Source organism: Polaribacter sp. (genome assembly GCF_965660385.1).
Lineage (GTDB): Bacteria > Bacteroidota > Bacteroidia > Flavobacteriales > Flavobacteriaceae > Polaribacter.
On the sequence record NZ_CBFHZT010000010.1, the window covers coordinates 1 to 19,816 of the forward strand.

The following is a 19,816-nucleotide window of genomic DNA, read 5'->3' on the forward strand; positions in this document are numbered from 1 at the left end:
AAATACAACCTGCGTTCATGTAGGTGAAGTAATAGACGAACAATTTAAAGGAGCAGTTTCACCAATTTATATGTCTACCTCCTATGCTTTTGATGGCGTAGATGTAAAAAGATATCCACGTTATTACAATACACCAAACCAAGAAATGTTATGTAAAAAAATAGCAGCTTTAGAAAATACCGAAGATGCATTAATTTTTACATCTGGAATGGCAGCCATTTCATCTGCCATGTTTGCATTTTTAAAACAAGGAGATCATGTAATCATTCAACAAGTAATTTATGGTGGAACCTATAATTTTATTGTCTCTGAATTTGATAAATATGGTATTGAATATTCATTTACAGAATCTGATAAAGTGGAAGATTTTATCCCTTTAATAAAAGAGAACACCAAGATTTTATATATTGAAACACCATCTAATCCGTTATTAGGTATTACAGATATGCAAGCTATTGCAGACGTTGCAAAAGAAAAGAGTATTTTAACAATGATAGATAATACGTTTGCATCGCCTATTAATCAAAATCCTTATGAATTCGGAATTGATATTGTAATTCATTCTGCTACGAAGTATATGGGAGGTCATTCAGATATTTCTGCAGGTGCTGTTGCTGCCTCAAAAGAAAATATTGAGCAAATTTGGAAAACAGCTATTAATTTAGGTGGAAATTTAAGCGATCAAACCGTTTGGTTGTTAGAACGTAGTTTAAAAACTTTAAATTTACGTGTTAAAGCACAAACAGAAAATGCTCATAAAATGGCAGTATATTTAGAAGAATCTCTAGATATTGATGCTGTTTACTATCCTGGTTTAAAAAGTCATCCGCAGTATGAAATTGCTAAAAAACAAATGAAAGGTTTTGGTGCGATGTTATCTTTTGAATTATCATCAAAAATTGACGCCATGGATTTTCAAAGAAATTTAAGATTAATAAAGCCATCTATGAGTTTAGCAGGCTTAGAAAGCACCACTGTTAGCCCCACTCAAACTACACATGCACTTTTAAGTGAAGAAGAACGCTTGGAAAGGGGGATAAAAGATGGTTTAATTCGTTTTTCTGTTGGTATAGAAGAACCAGAAGATTTAATTGCTGATATAGAGCAAGCCATAAAAAAAGCGAAGAGTTAATTCTTCGCTTTTTTTTTATGTTACATTACTATTTTAAAAAGGCCAAATTATTGGTACTAAAATTATGGTTGTAATAAAAAATAGTATAAGTAAGGGTGCCCCAACTTTTAAATAGTCCATAAATTTATAATTACCAGCACTCATAACCATTGCATTAGTAGTTGTACCAATTGGTGTTAAAAATGCTGTTGACGCACTAATAGCAATAGTAATTAATAGTGGTTCTGGTGAAACCCCTAAAGTTTGCGCAGCCAATAAAACAATAGGCGCCATTAAAACTGCGGTTGCAGAGTTGTTAATAAACTGACTAAAAGTTGTGGTTAATAAGAAAATACCACCCAATAACAGTGTTGGGTTTTCTTTACCTAACATCGCTATTAATGAATTAGAAATTAACTCAGCTGTACCTGTTTTTTGTATGGCAACTCCCATAGGTATCATTGCTGCAATCATTACAACACTAACCCAGCTTATACTTTTGTAAGCTTTTGTAAACGGTACACAACCTGTAAACAATACGATACCTGCACAAATTAATGCAGCAATTGCCCCTGGTACAGCCTTTACAACCAATAAAACAATCATTAAAATTAAAGCACCTAAAGCAATATAAGATTTTGGAGTTAAGCTGTCTACATCTTTCAACATTTCTTCAGGACTACCAACAACTACAGTGTTTTTATAATCATTTTTTAGTTCTTCGATTTTTTCCCATGGTCCTCTAATAATAAAACTATCACCAGCATTTACTCTCATTTCTTCTTCTAAGAATGGTTTTTTGTTTCTTGATGTTGCTAATAACTGAATCTCGTAACGTCTAAAATATTCTCTCATTTTTATTTGTCTACCAACTAAGGCAGATTTTGGAGTAATAAAGATTTCAGAAACACCAACCTCTTGATTAATTAAGTTTTCTCTTATTTCTTTTTTAGCAGATTCTTTTGGTAATAACCCTAAACTAAAGGTTAACATTAGTTCATTAATGTGTTCTGTAGAACCTTTTACCGTTAAAATATCATGATATCTTAACTCTGTATCATGCTCTGGAAACTCAATAAAAGGTTGTGTTCCTTTTAAACGGTTTGGATGTCTTCTTTTTAAACGAATAACGTTTACTTGATATTTGTTTTCTAGATCCCAATCGCTTAATTTGGTGTTGATTAGATTAGAGAAAGATCTGATTCTAAGTCTATAATAATCATTTTCGATTTGATAAGCCTCAATCCACTCGTGTAAAGTTGAATCTATATTAATTGGTTTATTGTTGGTTTTATTTTTTGGTAGCAACTTAAAACCAATAAATCTAAAATAAAGAATTGCAATAATTAAAAGCGGTAAACCAATTAAACCAAACTCAAAGAAAGAGAAACCTTCATAACCAGCCTCAATCAAAGCATTGTTAGCGATAATGTTTGGTGGAGTACCTGTTAAAGTAAGTAAACCTCCTGTGTTTGAGCCAAATGCAACCGGAATTAAGATTTTTGAAGGCATTGTACCAATACTCCAAGCCGAAGAAATTGTAGCAGGTAGTAAAGTAGCCACTGTACCAGTATTACTTACAAAACCAGATAAAACTCCTGAACCCAAAGTGATAATAACTAGTAATCTAGGTACACTTTTTTTAGCCAAACCAATTAATTTTTTACCAGCTAAAGCTGTCCAACCTGTTTGAGATAATCCTTCACCTATAATAAACAAGGAGGCAATCATAATTACTGTAGGGTTACTAAAACCACTTAATGTTTCACTTAAATTTAAGATGCCACATAAAAATAAACTTAACATAGAAACTAAAGCTACCACATCTGGAGAATATTTTCCCCAAATAAATAATCCAATAGTAATTGTTAGAATAATCAACATTAAAACCATAATATTTTTTTTAGTATTTATTTTGTTATTTACTGATGTAAAATTACTAGTGTAAATTACCTTTTTTTATGACGAATGTCATACTATTCAATGTAAAATTATTTTTATCATTCTCATAAAAAATCAATCATATTTTAATGAAAATTAAAAACGAAAACGAAATAGAAATCTCAGTTACATAAATTATTATTACAAAAAGATTACTTTTGATTTTTAAGTTTTCAATATTTATTAATTAATAAGATAATTTTTTTTAATAAAAAGAATATACGAGAGAAAATAAAGATAATAATTAAACAATGAAATTAGATATTTTAGCATTTGGTGCGCATCCTGATGATGTAGAGTTAGGTTGTGGTGCAACCATAGCCAAAGAAATTGCTTTAGGAAAAAAAGTTGGTATTGTAGATTTAACAAGAGGCGAATTAGGAACCAGAGGTTCTGCAGATTTACGTGCTACAGAAGCAAAAAATGCCGCGGATATTTTAGGAGTTAGTGTTCGTGAAAATTTAGGTTTTGCAGATGGCTTTTTTACAAATGATAAAAATCATCAATTAGAAATCATAAAAATGATTCGTAAATATCAACCAGAAATTGTTTTATGTAATTCTGTAAAAGATAGACATATTGATCATCCAAAAGGGAGTCAGTTGGTTTCTGACGCCTGTTTTTTAAGTGGATTGTTAAAAATTGAAACATCAATAGGAGGGAAGTTGCAAAAACAATGGAGACCAAAACAAGTATATCATTATATACAGTGGAAAAATATTGAACCTGATTTTGTTGTTGATGTTAGTGATTATATTGACACTAAAGGAAAAGCAGTAATGGCTTATGCATCTCAATTTTTTGATCCCAATAGTAAAGAACCAGAAACACCTATAACAAGTAAAAATTTTATAGATAGTATACATTATAGAGCAAGAGATTTGGGAAGGCTTATCAATGTTGATTTTGCAGAAGGTTTTACCTCAGAACGTTACGTGGCAATAGAAAGTTTAGAAAAATTAATTTAATTTTTTCTTTTTTTTAAACTTAAAATATAATTATATTTGCACCCGCAACAAATGGTGGTTGTAGCTCAGTTGGTTAGAGCGTCGGTTTGTGGTACCGAAAGTCGTGGGTTCGAGCCCCATCTTCCACCCATTTTTTTCAAAAACCTATCTTAACGATAGGTTTTTTTTGTGATTAAAAATTCCTTATAAAATATTTTAGGTTTTTAAATTCAATGAATTTAAAAACTAACAAAACCTATTTTGATTTTATCAACTTAATTTATTGAGCTTAGTTTTTTTAATGAGAATTTTTAATAGAATCTTCAATATTGGATAGTTTTTGTAAAATGTCTTTTGACAAGTCTTTAAATTCTTCTCTAACAATTTTTTTAATATGAACTTCAATTGGTGACGCTTCTGGAGTGTCTTCCTGTTCAAATAGAATGGAATTACTTTTATAATTTCCATTACCAGTAAATAACCACATAGGATCTATACCTTCAATGTGGTCTAAAATTCCTAATAGTATAGTTTCATTTGGTTTTTTTGTATAATTTACAACTGCACTTACTAATTGTTGAGAAACCCCAATGAGTTTAGAAAATTCTCTTTGATTTAATCCAGTGCTATTAAAAACCTCAATAACTCTATTTGCTCTTTGTTTATCTGTATTTTTCATAATACGATTTCAAAGGTAATATATTTTTACCACAAATGATGATTTTGAAATTAATATCTGTGGTTTTCTAATGTTAGAAAAATTGATTCGTATAACAATTACAAGAGAACCAAATAAAAAGACTTTTTTTCAAGATTGAAGACTATTGATCTTTACAAAATTTAAATCATTGGAATATTCATATAACATGATAATCTAGTTATAGAATTTCGTTTTGTTTGTCTTTAAGAATTAGGTCCATAATCAATTTTTTTTTGAACTGAACGAAGTCTTTTGATGTTTATAAACATGTTTAATAGATGGATATCGTTAAGGATTTAGGATATTCTTTAGACATTGAATTTAAAAACTACTATTTATAATACATAAAATGTGGTAATATACTACAAATAATGATTATTTTTTTAATGCGGAAATTATTTCGCTTTTTTTCCTTGCTGAGACTGGGATGTTAGTTGTGTCTTTTAATACTAAATATCCACCATCTGACTTTATAAACTCTTTAATAAATGATTTATTTACTAAATGACTTTGATGAACTCGTAAAAAATTTACTTCTTTTAAAATATCTGCATAGTATTTCAAGGTTTTAGAAACCAATATTTTTGATTGGTCTTGCATATAGAAGGTTGTGTAGTTGTTATCTGCCTTGCATCGAATTATATCTTTTATGGGCACCACAATAATCTTTTCTGATGTATGCAATGATAATCTTGATGGTTGCTCTGTGGGCTTATTAACAAGTTGCTTTAAGACGCTTAATTGCTCTGTTTTAGGATGTATCTGTTCTTTAACTCTATGAATTGCTGTACTTAAATCTTCTATGGAATACGGTTTTAGAATATAATCTACAGCAGCAAATTTAAATGCTTTTATAGCATATTCTTCACTGGCAGTAACAAATATAACCTTAGCAGTGAGGTTGGATATAATTTCTAAAATATCAAATCCAGTGCCATCACCTAACATAATATCTAAAAATAAAATATCAGGTTTCTTTGTTTGTAGTAACTTTGATGCTTCTACAACGCTTGAAGCTTTTCCTATAATTTCTATTTCTGGGTGATATTCTTCGATATCATTACATAATAACTCCAAAGCTTCTGGAATATCATCTACCACAAATGATGTAAGTTTGTTCATTTCTAAAAATTTTATTCTTATTGATATGATTAATAATCAGTTTTTAAAGGTATTTTAAAACTAACTTTAGTTCCTTTTATAGCTTTATGCGCTATAATCTCATTAATCTCTAAAAAGCTTTTAGTATTTATGGCTAGCAAACGCTCTTTAGAGACCTTTAACGCAACTGATTTATAGGTTGAATTTACTTTTCTTTTTTGAGATTGGTAAATTCCTATGCCATTATCTTTAATTGTGCAATGTAAAAATTGGTGTTTTACATCAAAATTTAGTATAATTTCCCCTTTAGTATTTTTTTCAAAGGCATGTTTTATACAATTTTCTACAAAGGGTTGAATCAACATTGTAGGGATTAGTATTTCTTCTGGATCTATGTTATTTAAATTGGTATTTATATAATAATTAAAAGTTTTTGAGCTCATTCTTTGTTCTAATTCAATGTAATTTTTCAATAACAATATTTCTTCTTTTAATGTTGTTTCTTCTTTTCTAGAGTTGTTTAAAATTCCTCTTAATAAAACAGAAAATTTAGAAATAGTATTATTTAATTCTGTAGTTTCACCACTATTTCCCAGAGCTTTAATTCCATTTAAAACATTAAAAATAAAGTGTGGATTCATTTGAAGTTGTAATGCTTTTTGCTCTAAAGAAAGTAATCGATTTTGTAATTTTAGTTGATGAATCTTTTTACTGTTTATAGTGTTTATACGCTTTAAATAGAAATCTAAAGAAAGGTAACCAGCTAATAAAAAGGTAATTACTATTGAAAATATAAACCAAGCTTGTTGATAAAAAGGCGCATCAATAATAAAAGAAAACGTTTTTATTGAGCTCTTTTGATTGCCAATTTTAGATTGTATTTTAAATTGATATTTACCCGGAATTAAATTGGGGAATTGAACAGTATTATTAAATGACCATGGAGAAAAATCTTTATCAAGCTGATATCTGTATTGTATTTTTTTAGGATGGGATAAATTAACTGTTTTAAAAGTAATTGAAATGTTATTTTCTAAATGAGATAATTTTACCCTCTTTTTTGATAATAAAGTGTCTGCGTTTTGATGGTTTACTTGAAAGTTTTCGAAATAAATATCAAGTTTTTGATTGGTTATGTTTTTAAAAGCTGTTTTTTTTAAAATATATATTCCTTTTGCTGAAGCAATATAGATTGTATTTAAATTATCTTCAAAAACATTATAAATGGTGTTGGTTTGTAAAGAATTGTATTTGTTTATTTTTTGTTTAAAGGTAAAAGAGGGGAGTGTAAAAATCTCAATTCCGCTTGTTTTTGAGCAGATCCAAACCTCATTTTTTATTCTTTTTATCGAATTGATATCACTTATACTTTTAAAAGTATTTATGATTGAGTCATTTTTTATTTCAACGATATCATGATTTACTTTAGTAGCAATGAAGCTGTAATAAGATTTATCTATAGATGTAAAAATATCTTTTTTATAATTTATTAAAACATTAGTATTCAATAAATTATCAACTTTATATAAACCATTACTTGATGCTATAATTATACCTTTTTCAGTTGAGATAATATCATGAATAGAGGAGGAGTTTAGAGTAGAATTGATTTGAATTGGCTGTAATTCTGTGTTTTTTAAACTATAGAGACCTTCTATAGTGCCCACAATAACCTTATTTCGGTGTTTTATAATTGACAGTACTGCTTTTGATTTTAAAAACTGTATTTTCGATTTATCTTTAACCAATAATCCATTTTCTAAACCAGCATAAATTGTAGTACCATCAATAAAAAGATTGGTGGTTTTTTGAGTAGTAATAACTGTAAAATCATCACCATCAAATTTCACTAATCCTTTTTCTGTAGCTATCCATAAATATCCAATATTATCCTGTTGTATATCATAAACAATATTACTAGGTAAACCCTCTTTAATTGTTAAATTTTTAATGCTGTAATTTTGGGCATCAATTTTTACATGTACTACTAGTAAAACAATAATGATATATTTCTTTAAACCCCTCATAAAACAAACTTACTAATTAAAACGTCACCATACTATTTTGTATAATGACGTTTTTTGCAATCAATTTCCCCTTTTTCAATTATTTTATGGCATATAAACGTTTATTATTGGTATCTGGAGTTATGTATTCTAAATCTCCATAAGGTTTTATTAATGGTTTTAAAACTACTAATACTGTTGTTTTTCCTTTAATTGTTAATGTACTGTTGTGCATTGAGTAAGTCCATCTGAATTTTTCTATTGGTATATGAAGTTGTTCAACTTCATAAAATAATGGTTCTTGTTGCTCAATAAAATCAATAAGTTCATCTTGATTTTCAAAACTTGGTACTTCTTCATCAGAATTATGATAATCCAATTCAAATTTTAAAGGAATTGTGAATTGTTTCGTATAAGCTTCACCTATAAAACGTTCTTTAGAGTTGTTTAAAGCGTCCAACCAATTAATATCTTTTTCTTCGGCATATTTTTTTGCAATTTCTTTAGATAAATCAACTTTACCAGGTGAATTTGCAGTTGGATAAAATACATAATATGGTTTGGCTAAATAATGTTGTGTAAATTCGCCATCAAAAATAGTATAATATGGAGATGCTACAACATTTGGTAATTCGTCTGCACATAAAGCATCTTTAAAGGTATCTAATAATTCTTTGTTTTCGCCTAAACCATTTGCATGAAAAATTATTTTAGAATTTGCGTTTACACTTTCTTGTAAAATTGGTAAAGTACCTTTTGTAATATGCTTTCTTAGGCTTTCTGTACTTACTTTTTCTCCTTTAATTACCGTTTCTAAGGTTAAACCTTTAAATGCATTGCTTTTATTAACAATATGAATTTCCCCATAAGGCAGGTTAGTTTCGTTGTGATTTAACCAGTTAATAATTTCTTCTAATGAATATTGGTCTTCCACAATTTGATAGTTATGATCTTTAAAAAAAACTCTTGCGTTTTGATAAAAGGTTTCATTCCCTTTATCATATCCTGTAATAAAAACTAAAGGGTTTCTAGTAACAATAGCTTCAGCTTCTTGAAAATTATCAATAGTGTTTTCTGTGATTTCTGTTTTTAAATCATCATTTGTGGTAACTTCTTGATGGTTACAATTTGTTAGCATGCCTGATGTTAAAATTATTGCTGCTGCAAATACTGATTTTTTAAGTGATAGGTTCATAATTTTTATATTTTTAGTGTTAATACACTGTAAAAGTAGTACCTAACTTTACTTAAATTTTGGCTGTTTTAGAATTCGTATTAAGTAACTTAGAATTCGTTATTTCTTAAATTGATTGCATAAAAAAAACCTCACAAATTTTAATTATAAAATTTATAAGGCTCATAAATAGAAAATTGGGGGAATTATTTACTATTGAGTACAAGTTTACAAATTTATCTTAAAAAACAAGAAAATATGTTGTAAAGTACTTTTAGATTGTTGTAAAGAATAGTTTTGTTGTTGTTTGAAATTTTCTAATCTCTAATTTTTTTATGCATTAAAACTAAAGCTTATATGTACTCCTTCTTTTGTATTTATTTCAGCTTCTTCACCTAATTGATTGACCAATCTGAAAATTAAATTAAGACCTATGGATTTCGTTTTATCTAAATTTTCATAATCAAAACCTTGTCCATTATCTTTATAAGAAAAAAGATAATTATTGTCCTTTTCATAAATTGATATTGTAATTACATTTTTTGTTGTATTGGTAAAAGCATATTTGTAAGAATTGGTAATCAATTCATTTATAATTAAACCTAAGATTGTTTTTTTATCATTATTTATATACAAATTTGGCTGAATATCAATATAAAAATCAACTTTAATTTCTGGATTTGTTATAGAGTTTATTAAATAATCTTTTAATGTGGTAACATAACTTAATACATCTATTTCATTCAATTCATCTTGAGAAAATAAGCTATTATGAATTTTAGATAAAACTTTAATTCTATTTATAGCTGCATTAAAATGTTGTTTTGATTTAGTGTCTTTTAATTTTGATGCTTGTAAGGAAATAACACTACTTACCATTTGTAGATTGTTCTTTACTCTATGGTTCAATTCTTTTAATAAGATTTTATTACTATTAAGTGTACACTCAATTTTGTTTTTTTGTGCCTCTACAATTTTGTTTTTTTGTTTTACATTATAATATAGGTATAGCAATAAAAGAAACAGAATTACTACTATAAATGAGGTTACTAAATAGATTTTAATTTTATTTGATTTAGCAATATCTACTGCCTCTAAATTAGCTATTTGATGTTGTTGTCTTTTTATTTTATCATTTAAAGCTAGTGTATTTAAAGATTCAATATCTTTTTGCATAATTTTTTGCTTATAAATAGAGTCAGAAGTTTTTATGTAGCGATTTTTAAAAAAAAGTGTAGAATCTTTATTTCCTAATTGGCTGTAATATTCACTTTTTAACTTGTAGTATTGATCTTTATATTTTTTTATTTTATTAATATAGACTCTTGCCTTTTTAAACTGATTTGTTTTAATGTAACAAAGTGCTATTCTGCGATAAGATTTATCAGAATCTATCCAGTTTTTGCCATTATAATAACTACTTATAACTTTAATTTCATTAAGGTATAAAGGAATAGCTTCTTTGTATTTGCCTTTTTTTAAAAAACAAGTAGCAATATTTCCTCTGGTTACACTAAGCATTAACGTTATATCTTTTGCCTTGTATGTGCTATCTTTGGTAATTTGATTTTTAAATAAAGTTATTGCTTTGTTGTAATGGTAAATTGCGGAATCTATTTTATTATCATACATATAATAAACTCCAATGTCATTATTATGAAAAGCTTGATTATACAAATCATAATTTTTATAACTAGGTTTATCATAACCAATATATTCTTTGTAACTTTTTAATGCCAAATCATATAACCCCATGTTGTAATAAGCAGAATGATAATTTACTGCACCTTTACCACAAACTTTAAATTTTTCTTTATTGATTTTTATCAATTGTAAGTTATTGTCTTTTTTATGGTAGCACCACTCAACGATATTTAACAAATTACATAAAAATCTATTTTTATTCGGGATCTTAAATTTTGAATAGTAAGTTGATAAGCCTAATTCTATTGCTTTATCTAGATTGTAATTAGTTTGGTATAAATAAACAAGAATAAAATTTATATATACTACTTCTGTTTGTTGATTATATTTAGTTTTTTGTTTTTCAAAAAAACGAATCCACTCATCAATATCTTCAAATTCGTTATTACTAACATAAAAAAACCTATTAAAATACCGGTATTGCTCAATTATACTTTCTATTTTTTGAATTTCTTTGAGTTGGTTGGTATCTTGAAAAAGATTATTAGAAAATGATTGTAAACTAGATAATAGAAAAAAGACAACTATGAGCGCTGTTTTAAAAGACTTTATGAATAAACATTTCATTTTTTATAAAATTGTGGAATATCAATAGTTTAGAATTATAATATACAATTATACGAATTAAAAAAACTCGAAAAATTGTTTCAATATATGGTAAATATTAATTCACTAAAGATTTTAAATACGTTTTAAATTCTTTAGAAACAGATATTTTTACATTATTTATAAATACATAATTCAAGTTAAAACTTTGAATTTCGTTACTATTTATAATGTAAGATTTATTACATTTAAAAAAGTTAGGAGGTAAGTTTTTTAGAAAATCTTTTAATGTATTCCTTACTACAAACTTTTCGTTATCTTTTGTAAAAATTTCTATATAAATATTGTTAGACTTTATGTAATATATATTTTTGGTGGCAACTTTATGATAAAGATTGTTTTTCTTTAAAAATAAGAATTTTTTATGCGATGGTTCGTCTTGATTATTTTTTATAAAGTTTGTTAGGGCTATTTCTATACTGGTGTAGATAGTGTTATTATCAAATGGTTTTACTAAATAGGCTGCAGGCAATGTTTTAGCTGCCTCGCTAATAGTAGTATCATCTAAATTAGAAGTTAGAAAAATAAAAGGTATTTTTAAATGCTGATTGATAAATTTAGCCAAATCAATACCTGTTTTATTGGTCGCTAAATTAATATCAATTAAAACCAAATCTGGACTGTTATTTGTTAAAAAATCAATCGCTTTTTCATAAGAAATTACATTACCACAAACATTGTAACCAAAGTTTTCAATGATTTGTTGCAAATCGTCGGCTATAATAACGTTGTCTTCAACAATCAGTATTTTAAATTTTGTGGCCAAATGAGTAATAATTTCAACTAAATGTAAGAAAATTTATAGAATTATAAAAAATATTTAATAATTATAAATTAATAGTATTACCTCTATAATAACAAAGTTTAGCATTTAACTTCGCGATTTTAAGAATAGTGAATTTTATTTACTTAACTTTTTGTACAAGTTCTAATTTATTTAGCGTAGTTTTCGTGGTAAAAATACCATAATTGATAGTTACATTTTTTCGGTCAATTTTATCAATAGTACCTACAGAATTAGAGTCTCTAATTCTTACTTTATCATTTACTTTAAAAATGTATTCAGATTTTGCCTTAGCAATTTTAGCTTCTTCTATTTTCTTTTCTTTTCGCACTTCAACCACCTTTTCTAATACCTCTTTTTCAACCTTTTTTATGGTTTCTTGCAGTTGCTTTTTCACAATTTTAGCCTTTTGCTTTTGCGATTTTGTTTTTGGTTTTACAGGATTTTTCTTAACATGTTTCACTTTTTCATCAGCCACCCACTTGTTAAAATTTACATTCAACTCCTTTTTATTATTGGTTTGAAAGTATTTGTTTAACAGTTCATTCGTTTTTCTTCCTAAAGCTAACATTTTTTGATTCTGGTCATACAATTCTTGAAAACCAGCCAATTTATCTTTGATACGTTGTTCTTTTTCTTGTAAACTTTCTAAATGTTCTTGTCCTTTTGTTTTTTGCTTTTCTAAACTATCAGAATTTTTTTGAAGTCTATTTCTTTCTTTTTGTAGTTTAGAAATTGTTTTATCTAAACGAACTTTTTCAGTTTCGACGCGTTTTTTAGCTTTATTAATCAAACTAAAAGGAATTCCGTTTTTCTGAGCCACTTCAAACGTAAAAGAACTACCTGCTTGCCCTACAAATAGTTTGTATAAAGGCTCTAAAGTACGCTCATCAAACTGCATATTTGCATTGGTTACATGGGTTAATTCGTTGGCCAAAACTTTTAGGTTAGAGTAGTGGGTAGTGATAATGCCAAACGCTTGTTTATTATAAAATTCTTCTAAAAAAATTTCAGCCAAAGCACCTCCTAATTCTGGATCAGAACCTGTACCAAATTCATCAATTAAAAACAAGGTGTTTTCATTACATTTTCGTAAAAAATAACGCATATTTTTTAAACGATAACTATATGTACTTAATTGATTTTCAATAGATTGGTTATCACCTATATCTGTTAAAATTGTATCAAAAATATAAGTTTCACTACGTTCATCCACAGGAATTAAAATACCACTTTGCACCATTATTTGCAGCAATCCAATGGTTTTTAAAGTGATGCTTTTACCACCAGCATTGGGTCCAGAAATAACAATAATTTGTTGTTTTTCATTTAGCGTAATGGTTTGTGCAACTGTATCAATTTTTTGTGTTTTATTTTTTTTCCACAAAACAGGATGGTAAGCATTTTTAAAAAATATCTTTTTTTCTTTAGCTATTTTTGGCAGAATGGCATTCATTTCCACTGCATATTTTGCTTTTGCACCAACAGCATCAGTATGTATTAAAAATTCAATATACTCTTTTAATAAAGAAACCATTGGTCTAATGGTATCACCTAAAGCACGTAAAATTTTTACAATTTCTTGTTTTTCTTCGTACACTAAATTCTGATATTCTCTACTATAAGCCAAAGTAGCTTGTGGTGCAATATATACAATACCTCCAGATTTTGATGAACCCAATAAACTCCCTGCAACTTTTCTTCTATACATTGCAGAAACTGCCAAAACACGCTGATTGTCAATTACAGTTTCTTTAATATCATCTAAATAACCAGCAGCTATCGCTTTTGATAAAGCAGATGAAAAACTAGCTCCAATTTTACCGCGAATATTGTTAATGTCTCTTCTTATTTGTTTTAAAGCTGGGGATGCACTGTTTTTTACTTCACCAGAAATATCTATAATTTTCTTGATTTCATTATCAATATACGTAGTGAATTCAATTTGTTGTGAAAGTGCAAAAAAGGTGGGAAACTGAATTTGAAACTTCTTAAAAAATTTAATAAGCTCATTTACAGTTAATGAAGTCGTAGCTATTTTTAAAAACGCTTCAGTTTCTATAAAACTATTTTCTATAGCTAAACGTTTTACGCTTTCGGTGATATTATCAAAACCATGATTCGGAATTCTGTTTTCACTCTCAAAAGAGGCTAAGTATTCATCAACCAAATGTAATTCTTTAAAAAGTTGTTTTCTACTATGAATTGGTTTGGTTTCAAATATGCGCTCTTTTCCTAAACCAGTTATACAAAATGCTGAAATGTGTTGTAAAACTGTAGAAAACTCTAAATCCTGTAATGTTTTTTCTGAAATATTCAAATTTGTATCTTTACGAACTCATAAAGACCTCACAAGCTTTTAAAACCTGTGAGGTCTTTAATTCGTTACAAAAATAATAAACAATGCAAGTAAAAATAGCTGATTCTTGGAAAAATATTTTACAACCAGAATTTCAAAAACCATACTTTACAGAATTGGTAAATTTTGTAAAAAAAGAGTATCAAACGCATACTTGTTACCCAAAAGGCAATGCTATTTTTGCTGCTTTTGATTTTTGTGCTCTTAACGATTTAAAAGTTGTTATTATTGGTCAAGATCCTTATCATGGGCCAAACCAAGCGAATGGCTTATGTTTTTCTGTAAAAGACGAAATTGCTCATCCGCCTTCATTAATCAATATTTTTAAAGAAATTACTACAGATTTGGGAGCAGAATACCCAAAAAGTGGAAATCTAGAAAAATGGGCAAAACAGGGAGTTTTGTTATTAAACGCTACTTTGACAGTAAGAGCTCATGAAGCAGGAAGTCATCAAAAAAAGGGATGGGAAACCTTTACAGATCAAGTAATTCAACAAATATCTAATCAAAAAGAAAATGTAGTTTTTTTACTTTGGGGCGGATTTGCAAAAAGGAAAAAAAAATTAATTGATACCAAAAAACATCATATTTTAGAATCTGGGCATCCATCTCCTTTAAGTGCAAATAGAGGATATTGGTTTGGTAACCAGCATTTTTCTAAAACAAATACCTATTTAAAATCTATTGATAAAAGACCAATTGATTGGTAATTTCATAAAAGTAAAAACCAAATCAATACACTAAATGTTAGAAACCTTATTATCTTTTGCAATCGCAACTTCAGTTTTAGCTATATCTCCTGGTCCAGACAATATTTTTGTACTAACTCAAAGTATCGTAAACGGAAAAAAATATGGCTTAGCTACTGTATTTGGTTTAATTTCAGGCTGTTTGGTGCACACTACTTTATTGGCATTCGGAGTTTCAGCAATAATAAAACAATCGGAACATCTCTTCTTAAGTATCAAAATATTTGGCGCTATTTATTTGCTTTATTTAGCGTATAAAGTTTTTCAATCGGATGCTAATATTATTCTATCAAAGAATCATACAGAACAGAAAACCACAACGCAATTATTTAAACAGGGCTTTGTTATGAATGTTTTAAACCCAAAGGTTTCTATTTTCTTTTTGGCTTTTTTTCCTGGTTTTTTATTTTCGGATAGTATTTCTACTGTAATTCAGTTTTACGTTTTGGGTTTATTGTTTATGCTGGTTTCATTCATTATTTTTTCAACAATAGCAACTTTAGCAGGGGCAATTTCAGAAAAAATTAAAACTAATCATAAAATTGGTTTGTATTTAAAATGGATGCAAATTGGTGTTTTTGTGTTGATTGCTGGGTTTATTTTACTATAGTTTAGCTTTCTTTAAAAAATATAAAAGCAGTAGTTTTACTTAAATTTACTTATTAAAATCTTTCACTTTAAAATACATAATCAAATGGAAATTCATTCTTGTCGAGACATAAATTTTAACAAAAAAACAAAACTTGATAAATATTATAGACATCAAAAAAAAAATCATTATCATTTGGATGATATGAGAAATTAGTATGATATTTGCAATGTATTTAAAGAACAATGAAATTTAATCAAGCACATCACCATCATTTTTACAATTGCTCTCAAGCGATGTAGAAATGTATTGATTAAAGTCTAATATATTATACAAACCCGTTTGAGAAAATCAAACGGGTTTTTTATTTGCAAAATGCTCCTTTTGAGAAACAAAAGGTTTCAGACGAATTGTCATTCCCATGAATATGGGAATCTAAAAAAAATTAAAAAATAGTTCAAAAACACAGTAAAATGAACAAATTAAGAATTGCAGTACAAAAATCAGGAAGGTTAAACGAAGATTCTATGAGAATCTTAAAAGACATTGGCATTTCTATAGACAATGGCAAAGACCAATTAAAAGCAGCAGCTAGAGATTTTCCTGTAGAAGTATTTTATTTAAGAAACGGAGATATTCCACAATATTTACAAGACGGAGTAGTAGATGCAGCCATCATTGGCGAAAATGTATTAATAGAAAAAGGCAACAATATTGAGTTTGTAGAACGTTTAGGTTTTTCTAAATGCAAGGTTTCTATTGCTGTGCCTAAAGAGTCAAATGCTAGTTCTTTAAAAGATTTGGCAGGCAAACGTATTGCAACTTCGTATCCAGAAACGGTAAAAAAGTTTTTAGCATCACAAAATATAGAAGCAAATCTGCACATTATTAATGGTTCTGTAGAAATTGCCCCAAATATTGGGTTGGCAGATGGTATTTGCGATATTGTTTCCAGTGGTTCAACACTCTTTAAAAACGGTTTAAAAGAAATTGAAGTTTTATTAAAATCAGAAGCTGTTTTGGCAGTTTCTCCACAAATATCAAAAGAAAGAAAAGCCATTTTAGAGAAAATTCAATTTAGAATTCAGTCGGTTTTAAAAGGCAGAAATTCTAAATACGTTTTGTTAAACGCACCTAACCAAAAATTAGAAGCAATATTAGCATTATTACCAGGCATGAGAAGTCCTACTGTTTTGCCATTAGCAGAAAAAGGTTGGAGTTCTGTACACACCGTAATTTCAAAAAATCAGTTTTGGGAAATTATAGACGAGCTAAAAGCCAATGGAGCAGAAGGCATTTTAGTTTGCCCAATCGAAAAAATGGTGCTTTAAATTTTAATAAAAAATTTAAAGCAAGCTGAACTTGTTTCAGTTTTTAATTTTAAAAGACGAATATTTTTTTTGGGCGTTTTAACGGGCTTTCCGCACTCGCTTTTTTTCAGAAAAAGAAAAAAGAGCTCAAACAATTGCTACAATCCCTAACGCTCACGCAAGTTAATAAGAGAATAGAATTATGAAAGTAATTAGTAATCCATCAAAAAAAGACTGGTCTCAAATTTTAGAGAGACCTACAAAAACAGTAGATGATATAGAAGCTATTGTAAACGATGTTTTTACAGAAGTAAAACAACATGGAGATACAGCTGTTGCTAAATACACAACAAAATTTGATGGTGTCACTTTAGAAAACAATCTAGTTTCTAACTCAGAAATAGAAGAAGCTATCAATTTGGTTTCAGATGATTTAAAAGAAGCTATTAATGTTGCAAAAACCAATATCACTAAGTTTCATAAAGCTCAAAAAACAACAAAAGTAGCTTTAGAAACCACAAACGGAGTGTCTTGTTGGCAAGAAAAAAGACCTATTACTAAAGTAGGTTTGTACATTCCTGGTGGAACAGCACCTTTGTTTTCAACAGTATTAATGTTGGCAATTCCTGCACAAATTGCAGGTTGTAAAGAAATTGTTTTGTGTTCTCCACCAAATGCAGCAGGTAAAATTCACCCAGCAATTTTATATACAGCCAATTTATGTGGAGTTACTAAAATTATTAAAGTTGGCGGAATTCAAGCAATTGGCGGTTTAACTTTTGGTACAGCAACCATTCCTCAGGTTTATAAGATTTTTGGTCCAGGAAACCAATTTGTAACAGTTGCAAAACAATTGGCAACCAAATTTGGAGTTGCTATAGACATGCCTGCGGGTCCAAGTGAATTGTTAGTAGTAGCAGACGACACCGCAAATGCAAGTTTTGTAGCTTCAGATTTGTTAAGTCAAGCAGAACATGGAGTAGACTCTCAGGTTATTTTGGTATCTACTTCTAAAAACCTAATTTCTAAAGTAGAAAAAGAAATCAATACACAAATTTTAGAGTTACCAAGAGTTGATATCGCCAAAAAGGCAATAGAAAATTCGAAGTCAATTTTTGTGGAAACAGATGAAATTGCACTAGAGCTGATTAATGAATATGGTCCAGAACATTTTATTGTTTGTACTAAAAATAATGACTTTTATGTACAAAACATAGAAAATGCTGGTTCGGTTTTTATTGGTAATTATACACCAGAAAGTGCAGGAGATTATGCATCAGGAACCAATCATACATTACCCACAAACGGATTTACAAAAGCATATTCTGGGGTAAATTTAGATAGTTTTACAAAAAGTATTACATTTCAAGAAATTAGTAAAAAAGGAATTCAGAATATTGGTAATGCCATTGAATTAATGGCAGCAACAGAAGGTTTACAAGCGCATAAAAATGCGGTTTCTATAAGGTTGAAAACTTTATAGAAACCGTACTGAACTTGTTTCAGTGCCTTTATTGAGAAATAAAAAAGACCTTTCAGGTTTTTAGAACCTGAAAGGTGTAGAATAAAAGTAATATTGTCGTTAAAAAATAGAAAATAAGACACTTTTATGAGATTTCTCAATCACTTTTCAAATTCATTTCGAAATGACAACAGAAAGAAAAATGAAAACAAATTTCAACATAAATAATCTTATCAGAGAAAATATCAAATCTTTAAAACCATATTCCTCAGCAAGAGACGAGTATAAAGATGTTTCTATTGATGAAATGGTATTTTTAGATGCCAATGAAAATCCGTTTGAAAATGGTGTAAACAGGTATCCAGATCCGCAACAAAATTCGGTAAAAGACTTATTGTCAGGTATTAAAAATGTATCTAAAAAAAATATTTTATTAGGTAATGGTAGTGATGAAGTGTTGGATTTAATTTTTAGAGCATTTTGTGAGCCAAAAGAAGATAACATCATCACTTTACCACCAACTTATGGTATGTATTCGGTTTTAGCAAACATCAATAATATAGAAAATAGAGAAGTTTTATTAAGAAATAATTTTCAACCTAATTTAGATGAAATTTATAGAGCTGAAAGTACAAAAACAAAAATTCTGTTCTTATGTTCACCAAATAATCCATCAGGAAATAGTTTCAAAAAAAGCGAAGTAAAACATTTGCTTGAACATTTTAATGGCTTGGTAGTTATAGATGAAGCTTATATCGATTTTTCAGAAAAGAAAAGTTGGTTAGAAAAATTAGAAGATTATCCAAACTTAATCATCACCCAAACCTTGTCTAAAGCTTATGGTTTGGCAGGAATTAGATTAGGAGTTTGTTATGCTTCTGAGTCAATAATTGCTATTTTAAACAACATAAAACCACCCTATAACGTAAACGAGTTAACGCAACAAAAGGCTATTGAACGTTTGCAAAAGGTAGAAGTAGTACAAGAAGAAATCGTAAAAATTAAAGCCGAAAGAAATCAATTAATTGCTCGATTAAAAGAAATCAATTTTATTGAAGAAATTTACCCAACAGATTGTAATTTTGTGTTGGTAAAGGTAGATGATGCCACAAAACGATACAATCAATTAGTAGTAAAAGGAATTGTGGTTAGAAACAGAACCTCACAACCTTTATGTGAGAATACCTTGCGTTTTACAATTGGAACGAATTTGGAGAATGAAAAGTTGATTCGTGTTTTAAAAACAATCGAATAATGTAAATAAAGACCTCAC

Annotated in this window: 15 protein-coding genes and 1 tRNA gene; 8 read left to right on the top strand and 8 right to left on the bottom strand. The window is 28.3% G+C overall.

Annotated features, from left to right (window positions below; genetic code table 11):
• On the top strand, window positions 1–1,132 hold a 1,132-nt coding region (locus ACTG3V_RS04710), incomplete at its 5' end, for a trans-sulfuration enzyme family protein (RefSeq protein WP_439130986.1).
• Between the two features lie 33 nt (window positions 1,133–1,165).
• Here ACTG3V_RS04710 and ACTG3V_RS04715 read toward each other — a convergent pair.
• Window positions 1,166–2,995, bottom strand: coding sequence for an SLC13 family permease (locus tag ACTG3V_RS04715; protein WP_439130987.1), 1,830 nt, complete (start codon window positions 2,993–2,995; stop codon window positions 1,166–1,168).
• Window positions 2,996–3,303: 308 nt separating this feature from the next.
• Here ACTG3V_RS04715 and bshB1 point away from each other — a divergent pair, with 308 nt between their 5' ends.
• The gene (gene bshB1 / locus ACTG3V_RS04720; protein WP_439130988.1) at window positions 3,304–4,020 is read left to right on the top strand and encodes a bacillithiol biosynthesis deacetylase BshB1; all 717 of its coding nucleotides are present in this window, start codon (window positions 3,304–3,306) and stop codon (window positions 4,018–4,020) included.
• A 53-nt stretch (window positions 4,021–4,073) separates the two neighbouring features.
• Window positions 4,074–4,149, top strand: a tRNA-His gene (locus ACTG3V_RS04725).
• 148 nt (window positions 4,150–4,297) lie between these two features.
• On the opposite strand, the gene ACTG3V_RS04730 is transcribed toward ACTG3V_RS04725, so the two are convergent.
• The 7 genes from ACTG3V_RS04730 to ACTG3V_RS04760 all read right to left on the bottom strand — a co-directional run bounded on the left by ACTG3V_RS04730 (window position 4,298) and on the right by ACTG3V_RS04760 (window position 14,394).
• Entirely contained in the window at window positions 4,298–4,678 is a 381-nt protein-coding gene (locus ACTG3V_RS04730; protein ID WP_439130989.1) for a helix-turn-helix domain-containing protein, read from the bottom strand.
• 396 nt (window positions 4,679–5,074) lie between these two features.
• Entirely contained in the window at window positions 5,075–5,821 is a 747-nt protein-coding gene (locus ACTG3V_RS04735) for a LytR/AlgR family response regulator transcription factor (protein WP_439130990.1), read from the bottom strand.
• A 29-nt stretch (window positions 5,822–5,850) separates the two neighbouring features.
• Entirely contained in the window at window positions 5,851–7,827 is a 1,977-nt protein-coding gene (locus tag ACTG3V_RS04740) for a histidine kinase (protein ID WP_439130991.1), read from the bottom strand.
• 79 nt (window positions 7,828–7,906) lie between these two features.
• Window positions 7,907–9,001, bottom strand: a complete 1,095-nt coding sequence (locus tag ACTG3V_RS04745; RefSeq protein WP_439130992.1) for a hypothetical protein — start codon at window positions 8,999–9,001, stop codon at window positions 7,907–7,909.
• 312 nt (window positions 9,002–9,313) lie between these two features.
• The gene (locus tag ACTG3V_RS04750) at window positions 9,314–11,251 is read right to left on the bottom strand and encodes a histidine kinase dimerization/phosphoacceptor domain -containing protein (protein ID WP_439130993.1); all 1,938 of its coding nucleotides are present in this window, start codon (window positions 11,249–11,251) and stop codon (window positions 9,314–9,316) included.
• A 97-nt stretch (window positions 11,252–11,348) separates the two neighbouring features.
• Complete coding sequence (locus tag ACTG3V_RS04755; protein WP_439130994.1) at window positions 11,349–12,056, bottom strand: response regulator; 708 nt, start codon at window positions 12,054–12,056, stop codon at window positions 11,349–11,351.
• Between the two features lie 139 nt (window positions 12,057–12,195).
• Window positions 12,196–14,394: an endonuclease MutS2 gene (locus ACTG3V_RS04760; RefSeq protein WP_439130995.1), complete on the bottom strand. Its 2,199-nt coding sequence runs from the start codon at window positions 14,392–14,394 to the stop codon at window positions 12,196–12,198.
• A gap of 83 nt (window positions 14,395–14,477) precedes the next feature.
• Here ACTG3V_RS04760 and ACTG3V_RS04765 point away from each other — a divergent pair, with 83 nt between their 5' ends.
• The 5 genes from ACTG3V_RS04765 (at window position 14,478) to hisC (ending at window position 19,798) form a co-directional block, all read left to right on the top strand.
• Window positions 14,478–15,143 carry a uracil-DNA glycosylase gene (locus ACTG3V_RS04765; protein ID WP_439130996.1) on the top strand — a complete coding sequence of 222 codons (666 nt, stop codon included), beginning with the start codon at window positions 14,478–14,480 and terminating at the stop codon, window positions 15,141–15,143.
• 34 nt (window positions 15,144–15,177) lie between these two features.
• On the top strand, window positions 15,178–15,792 hold the full coding sequence (locus ACTG3V_RS04770) for a LysE family translocator (protein WP_439130997.1): 615 nt from the start codon (window positions 15,178–15,180) through the stop codon (window positions 15,790–15,792).
• Window positions 15,793–16,244: 452 nt separating this feature from the next.
• Window positions 16,245–17,102: an ATP phosphoribosyltransferase gene (hisG, locus tag ACTG3V_RS04775; RefSeq protein ID WP_439130998.1), complete on the top strand. Its 858-nt coding sequence runs from the start codon at window positions 16,245–16,247 to the stop codon at window positions 17,100–17,102.
• Between the two features lie 181 nt (window positions 17,103–17,283).
• The gene (gene hisD / locus ACTG3V_RS04780) at window positions 17,284–18,564 is read left to right on the top strand and encodes a histidinol dehydrogenase (RefSeq protein ID WP_439130999.1); all 1,281 of its coding nucleotides are present in this window, start codon (window positions 17,284–17,286) and stop codon (window positions 18,562–18,564) included.
• Between the two features lie 181 nt (window positions 18,565–18,745).
• Window positions 18,746–19,798, top strand: a complete 1,053-nt coding sequence (gene hisC, locus ACTG3V_RS04785; protein WP_439131000.1) for a histidinol-phosphate transaminase — start codon at window positions 18,746–18,748, stop codon at window positions 19,796–19,798.
• The last annotated feature ends 18 nt before the right edge of the window (window positions 19,799–19,816 follow it).